This is a genomic window from Kaistella sp. 97-N-M2, from assembly GCF_021513235.1.
Lineage (GTDB): Bacteria > Bacteroidota > Bacteroidia > Flavobacteriales > Weeksellaceae > Kaistella.
In genome coordinates, this window is the sequence record NZ_CP090976.1 from 717,071 (window position 1) to 729,566 (window position 12,496).

Below are 12,496 nucleotides of genomic sequence, written 5' to 3' on the forward strand. Positions count from 1 at the left end.
ATTAAATTTTCACCAAAAGTGCAATATTCTCTACGTGATGCGTTTGTGGAAACATATCTACGGGAAGAATTTTTACCAAACGATAGTGATCTTTCATCAAAGCGATGTCTCTCGCCTGTGTGGCCGAATTGCAGCTCACATAAACAATTTTCTCCGGGGAAAGCTTCAGGATCTGCTCCACCACTTTCTGGTGCATTCCGTCCCTTGGCGGATCGGTAATTAAGACATCTGCTTTTGGATGCAGCGACAAAAATTCATCATTGAAAATTTCTTTCATATCGCCGCAATAGAAAGTACAGTTACTCAGCCCGTTCAGTTCTGCGTGCGCTCTTGCTGCCTCAATGGCTTCCGGAACCGATTCGATCCCAATAACGTGCTGGGCATTTCTTGCAACATACTGCGCGATGGTTCCTGTTCCGGTGTATAAATCGTAAACGACTTCGGTACCTTGTAGATCGGCAAATTCCAGGGTTTTGCGGTAGAGTTCCAAAGCCTGTTTGTAATTGGTTTGAAAAAAAGATTTTGGCCCAATTTTAAACTGCAAACCATCCATTTCTTCCATAATAAAGCCTTCGCCGAAATAGGTTTGAACGTCCTGATCGTAAATTGAATCGTTTTGTTTGGAATTGATGCAGTAAACCAATGTGGTGATTTGCGGAAATTCCGCGAGTAAATAGTCAAATAAATTCTTTCGGTTTTCCTTTTCTTCACGGAAAAGCTGAAATAAAACCATCCATTCGCCTTTTGAATTCTGACGCAGCATTAAAGTCCGCAAAAATCCTTTCTGTTCTTTTACATCAAAAAACTCCAAACCATTTTTTACGGCGTAGTTTTTTACGGCCAGCCGAATGGCATTGGAAGGATCTTCCTGCAGAAGACATTCCTTCAGATCTAAAATCTTGCTCCACATGCCCGGAATGTGAAAACCTAAAGCATCTCGGTTGCCAAAGTTTTCTTCGGAACTAATCTCATATTGCGTCAGCCAGCGGGCGTTGGAGAAGGAAAACTCCATCTTATTGCGGTAAAAATACTGCTCTTCGCTGCCTAAAATTGGTAACGTCTCGAAATCTTCAACGCCGCCAATTCTTTTGATGTTATTGTACACCTCATCATTTTTAATGTCCAGCTGTTTTTCGTAGGAAAGATTCTGCCATTTGCAACCGCCACAAACACCGAAATGAATACATTTAGGTTCTACACGAAAGGGCGAGGGCTCCAAAATTTCAATGGCTTCGGCTTCAAAATATTTTGATTTTGATTTTTTCACGCGCACATTTACCAGATCTCCCGGAACGGCGCCGGAAACCAAAACGGTTTTTCCTTCTGCTGTTCTGCCAACGGCGATGCCTTTGGCTCCTGCAGAAACCATTCGGATATTTTCTAGAACTATATTTTTATTTTTCTTTCTCATGGAACTTTTAATGGCGCAAAAGTAAGGTTTTAAAATAAAAAAAAGACGATAAATCGCCTTGTCTTTCTAATTTAGCCTCGCTCACAATTGAAAAATTAGGCGGTAAGTTTCCTCACAATCAAGCGTTTTAAGATGACTTCGAATATCGCGAACGGCTTCTAAGGTAAAACAAACCTGTAATGCCGGCAGTGAAAAGAAAGCCTAAAGTCCACAGGTATTTGCCGGGAACATTGTTTTTGAAGACATCGATGATTAAAACCACCACCGTGACGAAGCTGCACAAAAGCGCCAGGCCGGTCAACAAATTTCCCACGACTGACGGAAGACCGAACGCGGACGCACTGAAACTGACTGTCATAACCGAAAATACAACGCCAAAAAGCGCGATAAAATAAAGTTTTTCAGCGGGAATCAGCAGTTTGGTGTTCATCATTACATTTGAATTATATCTATAAAAAATTCCTGAAAGATCGGTTCTTTCAGGAATTTGATTTTATTTTTTTGATCTACTTTGTTGGAGCAGGTTGCGGCATTTGATTTTGCGGCGCCATAAGATCGTTTTGCAATTGCACATCGGGTTGCGCGGTTGGCGCTTTCAGGCCGGAAACTTTATCCAGAACGGTAATAATTTCTTCATCCCCTAAGTTGGAGAAAAAACGGCTTGCAATTTTTCCGTCTTTATCCAACACCACAAAAGAAGGGAGTTTGAAACCGTAAAGTCCCAGGTCTTTCGCAATTTGAGAATTTAAGCCGCCTTCGCCGTAAACATTATTGCCGGGAATTCCTTTCAGCATGGCGTTACTTGTTTTCGCAAACTGTTCTTTGGTATCGTCTAGATTTACGAAAGTAAAATCCATTTTCGACTTATAGAAATTAACAACTTCCCGCAATACCGGAACAGTTCCTTCTGCAATGTAAGGATTCCAGGAGGCGTAAAACATCACCAAGGTTGGTTTTCCTTTTACGTCGCCCAATTTAAAATCGCTGCCATCCTGCTTAATGAGTTTTGAAGTTGGTACGGCTTCGCCGATTTTCGGGCCGGTAATCACAAACTGAATACGCTCCAGCTCTTTTTTAATATCACCGTCTTTAATCTTCTCGTTGATGATTTTGGTCACCGTTGCTGAATTTTCCGGCGTCATGCCAGGCGTAATATCGCTGCTTAAGACGTACGCCAACAAATAATCTTTCCTCAATTGCGGCATGTCTTTTTTCGTATCCAAAAATCTCGAAAACATTGAAGAAGACAATTCAGAATCTCCTTTTGAATTTGTGGTGCCAAAAGTTTGAATTTCCGGGCTTAATTTACCTAAAAGATAATTACGGTAGATCGGCTGCGTTTTTAACATTCTGTCGGAATCGCTGTCGAGTTTTGCCACTGCCTCGGTAAATGCTTTTGAAGGTTTGTAATTGGGATTTTGGGTGGCCTGTGGATGATTAATCTCGTATTGGTTCATTAAACCTAAAACACTTGCGCGAAGTTCATCCTTCTTCCATTGTACGGCATCTTTATCGGCAGAGGTTTTCTTGGCTGCAATATCGATGTTTTTTTCGATGTCGTTTTTAATTTTGTTGGCTTCTTTCAAAAAAGCAGCTTCGTCTTTTGTAACCAATTCGCCAACATTAATTTTTGCCGCGTAGGTTTGAATAAACTTTTGAACTTCCAACAAGAAATCGTTGTTATTTTTGGCATCACCCGTAATGGTAAACTGATTCGGGAAATTAGCAGCCTGCCCGGAAATATTTAAATCCTGACCGCCTTTCAAATAAATCATGGCTGTTTTGCCGGCGTAAGACATAATATACATTCCGTCTTTTGGGACTTCGAAACTTCCGGAAAAACTTCCTTTGCTGTCTACACCTATATTGGCTAAAGGTAAAGTGGCAACTCCTGAAGCTTCTACAAACTCGATTCTTTCCAGCGGCGAACCCCCGGCGAAATTACCTTTTACTTCTACTTTTTTTGAACATGACATCGTTGCAATAGCAACGAAAAGCATCAACAAATAATTTTTCATCGTTTAAATTTAAATTTCCGCAAAAATAGGTGTTTTATTTTGAAAGCCGGACGTGTGTCTTCACAAAATTCGTTAAGATCTATTAAATTAAAGCACTTTAGTAAGACTTTAAAATAAGGTTCAAAAAAAAATCGCCTTCCGGTAGAAGACGATTTTAATTTTTATTGAAAACTGGATTTGTTTATTCTTTATCCAAAGAGGCCACCGCGTATTCCCGGTTCATTCTGGCGATTACCTCGAGGGTAATTCCTTTTGGACACTCCACTTCGCAGGCGCCGGTATTGGAGCAGTTTCCAAAGCCTTCCTCATCCATGGCTTTCACCATATTCAGCACTCTGCGTTTTGCTTCTACCTTACCTTGCGGCAGTAAAGCATACTGAGAAACTTTAGCCCCCACAAACAACATGGCAGAGCCGTTTTTACACGTTGCAACGCAAGCTCCACAGGCGATACAAGCTGCTGCATCCATGGCTTTGTCTGCCTCTTCTTTCGGCACTAAAATGGAATTCGCATCCGTGGTATGCCCGGACGTGTTTACCGAGATAAATCCGCCTGCAGCCATAATCCGGTCAAAGGAACTTCTGTCGACCACCAAATCTTTGATGACGGGAAAAGCTGCGCTTCTCCAGGGTTCGATATGAATAGTTTCGCCATCTTTAAACATTCTCATGTGAAGCTGGCACGTTGTAATTCCGGTATCGGGACCATGGGGTCGCCCGTTGATGTAAAGGGAACACATTCCACAAATTCCTTCTCTGCAGTCGTGGTCGAATGCGATTGCTTCTTTTCCTTCATTAATCAGATTTTCGTTCAGCATGTCCAGCATTTCGAGAAATGAAGATGCCGTAGAAACATCGGATATTTTGTAGGTTTCGAACTGACCTTTCGTTTTATTGTTTTTCTGTCTCCAAATTTTAAGAGTCAGGTTTAATCCTTTTTGTGTACTCATTTTCTTATTTAGTTTACTGGAGATTATTGTTTAATAGGTTTGTCGGCATTTTCGAATTTCCAACTTGCATCCAAAACTTTAATTTTCTTGGAATTGCCGGCTTTTAAATCCTCATATTTCTGTAAACCTTTTTGAATATTTTCGGATTTATCCACATCAGTAAGTGCGTAATCCTGCTTTTTAGCTCCTTTAACTACCTGGTAGAAAGTTCTTCTGTCTCTAAATTCATTTGGATTAAGAGGTAAAAAACCAACGCTGGCGATAAATGCGCCCATTTGCCCTTCTGCATTTAAAACATAAACGGCATTGGGTTCCAGATTCGCTTCTATATAATCTCTGTTTTCAGAGGCAGCCCAAAATACGTGCTGTCCCGGTTCGCATTCATACACCAAATATTTAAACCCAGAAAGTGCACCCAGAAATTTATCGTTATCATAAATTCTAAAATTTAGCAAGGGTCCTGCTCCCGTTCGGAGAAAATACACTAGAGATTTACCTTCCGAAGGTTTTACAATTTCTTGGGTAGTAATTTTTTGCGATGAAATAGAGATTATTCCAAAAAAGAAAGCAATAAGAAGTACTATTTTTTTTAAATTATTCATATTCTATTATTTATAACTTCTTGTTTTAACTTCGATGTTCTCATAAATCAAATCTTCTTTATGCAGCACTTCCTGCTTGATGTCCGGACCTTGATATTCCCAGGAAGACACGAATTTGTAATTTTCGTCGTCTCTTTCTGCTTCGCCTTCCGGAGTTGCGTGATCCCAACGGAAGTGGCCTCCACAGGATTCTTCTCTGTTCAACGCATCAATTGCCATTAACTGTCCTAATTCTAAAAAGTCTGCGACCCTGAAGGCTTTTTCCAGTTCGGGATTCATGCTGTTAGGGTCGCCAATCACTTTTACGTTTTTCCAGAAATCATTTCGAACCTCTTCAATTTCCTGGATCGCTTCTTTCAAACCTTCGGGCGTTCTTCCCATGCCTACTTTATTCCACATAATGTGTCCTAATCGTTTATGGAAATGGTCGACCGAATGCGTTCCGTTATTGGTCATAAAGAAATTTATTTTATCCTTAACTTCCTGTTCTGCTTTATTGAAATCGGCGGTGTTCGTTGGTATTGCGCCGGTTCGGATGTCATTAGAAAGATAATCTGCAATCGTGTACGGAAGGACGAAATAACCATCTGCCAAACCTTGCATCAAAGCGGACGCGCCCAATCTGTTCGCACCGTGGTCGGAGAAATTAGCTTCACCAATCACGAAACATCCCGGAATGGTGGACTGTAAATTATAATCGACCCAAACACCGCCCATCGTGTAATGAACTGCAGGGTATATTTTCATTGGCGTTACGTAGGGATTTTCTCCTGTAATCTTTTCATACATCACGAAAAGGTTTCCGTATTTTTCCTCAATCCAGGCTTTACCAAGATCGCTGATCTGCTGCTCGGTCGGGTTGTGAATATTCTGTTCCAAGGCGGCTTCTCTTCCTTTTTTAATGACTTCCGTAGAGAAATCTAAGAAAACACCTTCTTTCGTATCGTTATTTTCGATGCCGTACCCAGCGTCGCATCTTTCTTTCGCCGCTCTGGAAGCCACGTCACGCGGGACCAAATTTCCAAAAGCAGGATATCTTCTTTCCAGATAATAATCGCGGTTTTCAGGGGCAATGCTTTCCGGTCTTAATTTTCCGGCTCGAATTGCTTCTGCATCTTCAATATTTTTGGGAACCCAAATTCTCCCGGAATTTCTCAGCGATTCCGACATCAACGTCAGTTTCGACTGCTGTGTTCCGTGCACCGGAATACAGGTTGGGTGGATTTGAACGTAACAAGGATTTGCGAAATACGCGCCTCTTTTATGAATTTTCCAAGCGGCAGAAACGTTGGAACCCATCGCGTTTGTGGACAGAAAATAAACATTTCCGTAACCCCCGGAAGCAATAACCACCGCGTGTGCAGAATGTCTTTCAATTTCGCCGGTTACCAAATTTCTAGCGATAATTCCCCTGGCTTTACCATCCACGATTACTAAATCTAGCATTTCGTGACGGTTAAACATTTTAATTCTGCCCTTTCCGATTTGTCGGCTCATTGCGGAATAAGCTCCCAATAAAAGCTGCTGTCCGGTTTGACCTTTCGCGTAAAACGTTCTTTTTACCTGAACACCACCGAAAGAACGGTTATCTAACTGGCCGCCATAATCTCTGCCAAAGGGAACACCTTGTGCCACACACTGGTCGATAATGGAGGCAGAAACTTCTGCAAGTCTGTACACGTTTGCTTCCCGGGAGCGGTAATCGCCACCTTTTATGGTATCATAAAACAACCGGTAGGTTGAATCTCCGTCTCCCTGATAATTTTTTGCGGCGTTAATACCACCTTGTGCAGCAATTGAATGCGCTCTTCTTGGGGAATCCTGATAGCAAAACGCCTTTACATTATATCCCTGTTCTGCCAAAGTTGCGGCGGCCGAACCACCTGCCAACCCGGTTCCAACTACAATAATGTCAATTTTGTCACGGTTATTTGGCGCAACAAGATTCATGTGGTTTTTATGATTGGTCCATTTATCCGCGACCGGGCCGGATGGAATTTTTGAATCTAATTTGTTCATAATACGATGATTATTGAGTTAGGAAGTGAAATAATGCTATAAGGATAAAACCGGCAGGAATGATAATGGAAAACCAGGTTCCAAAAGCTTTTAAAACCGGCGTATATTTTGGATGTCTCGCACCCACCGACTGGAAGGAAGACTGAAAGCCGTGCGCCAGGTGTAAACCTAAAAGCACAAAAGAAACGATATAAATACCCACTCTAATCGGATTTTCAAATTTGGCATGAAGATCGGTATAGAATCTGTTTTCCTCAATTGGAAGTCCTTCAATATACTTATAATTCATCTCATGGTACCAAAAGTCGTACATGTGCAACCCGAGGAAGGCCAGAATCACCAAACCGGAAATAATCATATTTCTGGACATCCATGTAGAATTTTCAGAAGGATTGTTGGTTCCGTATTTAATGGGTCTTGCAGCCCGGTTTCGGATTTCCAAAATGAACCCCAACACAAAGTGAAAAATAACGCCGGCTACCAGGATAGGCTGCATTACAAATTGCACCAAAGGATTGTAGCCCATAAACTGGGACGCGTTATTGTAAACTTCCGGACCGAAGAGCGAGAGCAGATTTACAACTAAATGCAACACCAAAAAAGAGAGCAAAAACATCGCCGAAAGTGCCATAGCATATTTTCTACCGATCGAAGAAGTGGTTAAACTTGCCATAATTATATTTAAATTTGAATTTTCACAAAGTTAAAAAAATGTTAAGCTAGTTCGAGGTGAGAAAAGTCAGAATTTTTCAGTTTGTAATCCTTCTAAATAACATCTCTATTACACAGAATTACCAACGTTATTATGATTTTAATGATTCATATCGTAAATTTTTCCGTTAATGTTGATTTTGCTGGTGGTGTTCGGGATCTTTAAGACCACAAAATCACGTGCTCTTCTCGACGTAAGGTAAGGCTCGATTATATATTTCTGAATTTTCAACTGATCAGCATTTTCCTTCATCATGAACTGAACTTTCGATCCGCTTTTCACGGAAATAATTTTTTCCTTATAATATTGATGTTCTAAAACTTCCTTCATTTCAGCCGCTTTAAAATTTAAAAGAAAACGCAGTGCAATAAAAATCAAGACAAAATAGGTTGCGCGCAGCATATTTTTTAAATTCAATTTTACGAGGGTAAACCTCACAAAATACAGAATAATAAACGCCACCACCACTTCCAGAAGCGTCATGCGAATCATTTTATAAAAAGCGAAATCGACTTCCGCAAAAAAGTGAATCACCTTTAACGTGTACGTTACTGCGGCGTCAAACAGTAGATTCAACAAAGGAAATTGCAAAGAAAAGCCGATCAGGAACGTCATCAGTAAAGAAAAAATAATCAGAAATTCAGAAAAAGGAATAACGACGAGGTTCGCGATAATCGAAATAAAAGAATACTGATGAAAGTAATAAATTACGAGGGGAAAAGTGGCGAGCTGCGCCGAAATGCTGATTGAGATGATACTAAACAGCTTCTCCTGAAAAGTGTTTTTCGGTTTTGGCAGATATTTCAACAGAGGCTGATTAAACCAAAAAATGCCGAACACTGCCAGAAAACTTAACTGAAATCCCACATCGAAAAGCTGGTTCGTATCCGCAATTAAAATTACGAACGCCGCAACTGCCATGGAATGCAGGAGATCGCTTTTGCGCTGGAGCAATGTAAAAATATAGTACGCTGAAATCATAATGCAGCTTCGCATCACCGAACTTCCGTAATCGATGAACACAGCGAAAGTCCAAATTAAAAGCAGAGAAATAATGATCTTCCCGTTTCGGAATCTTGGCGGAAAAAGAGGATTCAAAACTTTTAAAATAAGCCAGAAAATGATCGCCATGTGCGACCCGGAAATCGCTAAAATATGCACCAGACCGGATTTGCTGAAATCCTGCACCACATCTCTGTCCATTTCTGTGCGGTCGGCGAGGATGATTCCTTTCGTGAATTCGCGCGCGGGCTTCGACAGTTTTGCCAGATCGATTTTGTGCAAAGTTTCGAGTCTTTTCTGGCGAATTTTTTCCGAAAACGACAGATCATTTCTTTCGCCGGTTTCAAAAGAATTGGGTAAGTAACTTTGAAAGTAAATCTTCTTTCGCGCCAGATACTTCCCATAATCAAACTGAAAATCGCTGTATGGTTTTTCTATTTTATTGATGTAAACCGCGCCTTTATAGTAATGAAGATAATCCAGTTCTACATCGGATTTTGGCAGGGACAGAACACTTTTAAACATTTCATTTCCCTTCCACGCGTTGATTTCGTAGCGACGGTTTTTCTCGTTTGAATTGAGTTTTTTTGTGATTTTAAAAAGAATATTTTCCTTTCCTGCCAAATTGGGAAGCTTCGGTTTTTCAGAATTTAAGCGATGCGCAAAAATCCCCAGAGAGAAAAATAAAAGGAAAAGAGAAATGGGCCTTAAACGGTAAAAATAAAAGCCATTAAAAAGAAAGATGATTAAGGTAAGAAAACTTAAAATCAGTAAAATATAGATTGCATTCAGTTTCAAAAGAAAAAAATCCTGAAAGAAAATTCCCAGAATAAAACAGACGCAGAGAATGAGTAAAGGTTGTTTATGCAACGGTGTTTTCACGTAAAAGTATCGACTTCCGCCGATACAATCGCCCGTAAAATCACCCTTTCAAAATAATATCCGCGGCATGATCGCTTGCGCCCTCTCCGCCCAGTTTTTCGCGCAGCAACTCAAAATCGTATAACATTTTTTCTCTGGAAGTTCCTTTTAGTATTCGCTCCAGTTCTTTTAATAGATTTTTCGTTGTTAATTCGCTTTGAATCAGTTCCGTCACAATCTCGCGGTCCATAATTAAATTGACCAAAGAAATATATTTAATATTTTTCACCACACGCTTTCCAATTTCGTAGGAAATCCGGCTGCTGCGGTAACAGACGACTTCCGGAATGTTAAGCAAAGCGGTTTCTAAAGTTGCCGTGCCCGACGTAACCAAGGCTGCTTTCGAACAGCGAAGCAGGTCATAGGTTCTGTTTGAAACGAAATGTACATTTTCGTCCACAAAGTTCTCGTAAAATTCTTTCGGCAAACTTGGCGCACCGGCAATTACAAACTGATATTCTTTAAAATAAGGCCGAACGGAAAGCATCAATTCCAGCATTTTCGTGACTTCCTGTTCGCGTGAACCCGGCAATAATGCGATAATTTCTTTTTCGTTGAGTTGATTTTCTTCTTTAAAATTTTCGACATCGATTGGCTTTACCTCAGAAATAGCGTCCAGCAAAGGATGGCCCACAAAGTGTGCCTCAACTTCGTGTTTTTTGTAAAAATCTTTTTCAAAAGGAAGAATCACGAGCATTTCATCCACAAACTTGCGAATCTTTTCGACGCGGCCTTCCTTCCACGCCCACAATTGCGGCGAAATGTAATAGACGATTTTGATGCCCAAACCTTTTGCAAATTCCGCAATCCGCAAATTAAAGCCCGGATAATCGACTAAAATTAAAACATCGGGTTGGTATTGCTGAATATCATTTTTACAAAATTTAATATTTTTCAGGATCGTGGTGATGTTTTTCGCTACTTCCAAAAACCCCATGAAAGCAAGATCTCTGTAATGTTTTACAGGTGGATATCCCGCAACTTGCGTCATTAAATCTCCGCCCCAAAACCGAAATTCTGCGGCAGGATCCTTCTTCAAAATCGACTTCATTAAATTGGAAGCATGCAAATCTCCCGAGGCTTCTCCTGCGATGATATAGTATTTCACGTAGTAAAAAATTGTAAATTTGTTCAAAGATAAAATAAAAAAAATGTCCGATTTAGATATTAAAAACAAAGTAGCGGAAAGCGGTCTCGTCAATTTCGATCTCAGCCAGCTTCTGCCGAAAGGAAAACGTGTGGGAATCGACTTAAAAGATTTTCTTTTTGAGGGATTGATCCTTAAAGAAAAAGATTTTCGGGAAAAAGTCGCTGCCCTCAATGCAGCGGATTACGCCGATGCCTACCTTTATATTTACAACTCCGCGGATGCGATTGTGCCTTTGTGGGCATACTTCCTTCTTACCGCAAAACTGACGGAAACCGCAAAGAAAATCGTGTACGGAAACCGCGAAGATCTCGAAGTTTTGCTTATGCACAACGCCGTTCAAACCTACGATTTTACAGCAATGACGGGAAAGAGGGTTTTGGTTAAAGGCTGCTCCGATGAGAGTATTCCGGAAAACGCCTACATCGAGTTGGTAGAACACCTGAAACCGCTCGTAAAATCGCTGATGTTTGGAGAAGCCTGTTCAAATGTGCCGATTTTTAAAAATTAACACGTGATCGATGTGGAATTTGCTTTAAAAATAAGAGGAACAGTTTTTGGTAAATACGATCTGAATTTTTAACACTATAAATTACAAATCATGAGTTTAATCGATTTAATAACCGGAAACGCCGGCAACGAAGTGGCTACACAGGCAGAAAACAAATTTGGCATCAGCAAAAACCAAATCATCGCGCTTTTGGCCGTGGCGGCGCCTTTGGTAATTTCCTATTTAAGAAAAAAATCGCAGGAAGATCCCAATGAGGCAGAAGCCCTGAACAGTGCGCTGGACAAAGATCACGACGGAAGTATTTTAGACAATCCTTCTCAGGTCGAGGCACGCCAGCAGGAAGGTGGTTCTATTTTGGACCATGTTTTCGGCGGCGAAAAATCAACCGTGGAAAATCAACTCTCTCAGAAAACAGGAATTTCCATGGACAAGATCGGGCCAATTCTCGGTATGTTAGCTCCAATTATCATGGGTTATATTGGCAAGCAGAAACAGTCCAACGGCGTAACTTCCGGCGGTGGTTTGGGCGATTTGTTGGGTGGAATTTTAGGCGGGGCGCAAAGCCAGGCTCAGGCTGAACCTTCCAATCCTTTAAATGACATTTTGGGAAGCGTTCTCGGTGGCGGTTCCCAGGCAAATACCGGTGGAAACCCCTTAAATGATCTCCTGGGCGGAATGCTTGGTGGCGGCAGTCAGCAGCAGCAACAAGGCGGCCTGGGCGGACTGTTAGGAAATATTTTAGGCGGCGGAAGATAATTTTCCCGCACATAAAACGATCTGAAACGTTAAGTTTCAACATAAAAAAACCGAAGATTATTCTTCGGTTTTTTTGGTTTTGGTTTCCTTAGGTTCCTCGGCTTTTTCTGCTTTCGGTGCTTTTGGTTTAACTTCTTTTTTATCGTCTGCTTTTTCCGCTTTCGGTTTCGCAGCAGCTTTTGGTTTTGTTTCTTTTGGCATTTCTGCGTTTTCGGATTGATCAGCCGGATAACCCACTTCTTTTCTTACTTTAGTTTTTGGCGCTTTTTTGTCGTCTTCGTCCAACACATTAACCGGAATATTTTTCACTGAGGAAGATTTTCTCGGTCGTTTATTTCCGTAGCTTCCGGCATTAATTTTTCCACGTTTCGATTTTTGATCTCCTTTTCCCATAATAAAACTATTTTTTTTTGAAGTTGATTGAATTCAAAGTTAAGTAAAAAAGCCG

General features: G+C 40.9%; 12 protein-coding genes. 2 read left to right on the forward strand and 10 right to left on the reverse strand.

Going from position 1 to position 12,496, the window contains the following annotated elements; all coding sequences use genetic code 11:
- Nucleotide 1 precedes the first annotated feature (1 nt).
- From rlmD to lpxB, 9 genes are all read right to left on the reverse strand, one after another.
- Nucleotides 2–1,411 carry a 23S rRNA (uracil(1939)-C(5))-methyltransferase RlmD gene (gene rlmD, locus L0B70_RS03495; protein WP_235142925.1) on the reverse strand — a complete coding sequence of 470 codons (1,410 nt, stop codon included), beginning with the start codon at nucleotides 1,409–1,411 and terminating at the stop codon, nucleotides 2–4.
- A 127-nt stretch (nucleotides 1,412–1,538) separates the two neighbouring features.
- A complete protein-coding gene (locus L0B70_RS03500; protein WP_235142926.1) occupies nucleotides 1,539–1,844 on the reverse strand; it encodes a hypothetical protein in 306 nt (101 codons plus the stop codon).
- Nucleotides 1,845–1,917: 73 nt separating this feature from the next.
- Complete coding sequence (locus L0B70_RS03505) at nucleotides 1,918–3,429, reverse strand: TlpA disulfide reductase family protein (protein WP_235142927.1); 1,512 nt, start codon at nucleotides 3,427–3,429, stop codon at nucleotides 1,918–1,920.
- 181 nt (nucleotides 3,430–3,610) lie between these two features.
- Nucleotides 3,611–4,378 carry a succinate dehydrogenase/fumarate reductase iron-sulfur subunit gene (locus L0B70_RS03510; protein WP_235142928.1) on the reverse strand — a complete coding sequence of 256 codons (768 nt, stop codon included), beginning with the start codon at nucleotides 4,376–4,378 and terminating at the stop codon, nucleotides 3,611–3,613.
- A 23-nt stretch (nucleotides 4,379–4,401) separates the two neighbouring features.
- Complete coding sequence (locus tag L0B70_RS03515) at nucleotides 4,402–4,980, reverse strand: hypothetical protein (RefSeq protein WP_235142929.1); 579 nt, start codon at nucleotides 4,978–4,980, stop codon at nucleotides 4,402–4,404.
- A gap of 6 nt (nucleotides 4,981–4,986) precedes the next feature.
- Entirely contained in the window at nucleotides 4,987–6,999 is a 2,013-nt protein-coding gene (locus L0B70_RS03520; protein WP_235142930.1) for a fumarate reductase/succinate dehydrogenase flavoprotein subunit, read from the reverse strand.
- Between the two features lie 10 nt (nucleotides 7,000–7,009).
- Nucleotides 7,010–7,672: a succinate dehydrogenase cytochrome b subunit gene (locus tag L0B70_RS03525; protein WP_235142931.1), complete on the reverse strand. Its 663-nt coding sequence runs from the start codon at nucleotides 7,670–7,672 to the stop codon at nucleotides 7,010–7,012.
- 138 nt (nucleotides 7,673–7,810) lie between these two features.
- Nucleotides 7,811–9,595, reverse strand: a complete 1,785-nt coding sequence (locus L0B70_RS03530) for a ComEC/Rec2 family competence protein (protein WP_235142932.1) — start codon at nucleotides 9,593–9,595, stop codon at nucleotides 7,811–7,813.
- A 40-nt stretch (nucleotides 9,596–9,635) separates the two neighbouring features.
- Entirely contained in the window at nucleotides 9,636–10,742 is a 1,107-nt protein-coding gene (gene lpxB, locus L0B70_RS03535) for a lipid-A-disaccharide synthase (protein ID WP_235142933.1), read from the reverse strand.
- Between the two features lie 43 nt (nucleotides 10,743–10,785).
- On the opposite strand from lpxB, the gene L0B70_RS03540 reads away from it, so the two are divergent.
- Complete coding sequence (locus tag L0B70_RS03540) at nucleotides 10,786–11,292, forward strand: DUF2480 family protein (RefSeq protein ID WP_235142934.1); 507 nt, start codon at nucleotides 10,786–10,788, stop codon at nucleotides 11,290–11,292.
- 90 nt (nucleotides 11,293–11,382) lie between these two features.
- A complete protein-coding gene (locus L0B70_RS03545; protein WP_235142935.1) occupies nucleotides 11,383–12,048 on the forward strand; it encodes a DUF937 domain-containing protein in 666 nt (221 codons plus the stop codon).
- A 57-nt stretch (nucleotides 12,049–12,105) separates the two neighbouring features.
- Here L0B70_RS03545 and L0B70_RS13515 read toward each other — a convergent pair whose 3' ends face one another.
- A complete protein-coding gene (locus tag L0B70_RS13515) occupies nucleotides 12,106–12,441 on the reverse strand; it encodes a 30S ribosomal protein THX (RefSeq protein WP_407929696.1) in 336 nt (111 codons plus the stop codon).
- Nucleotides 12,442–12,496: the final 55 nt, after the last annotated feature.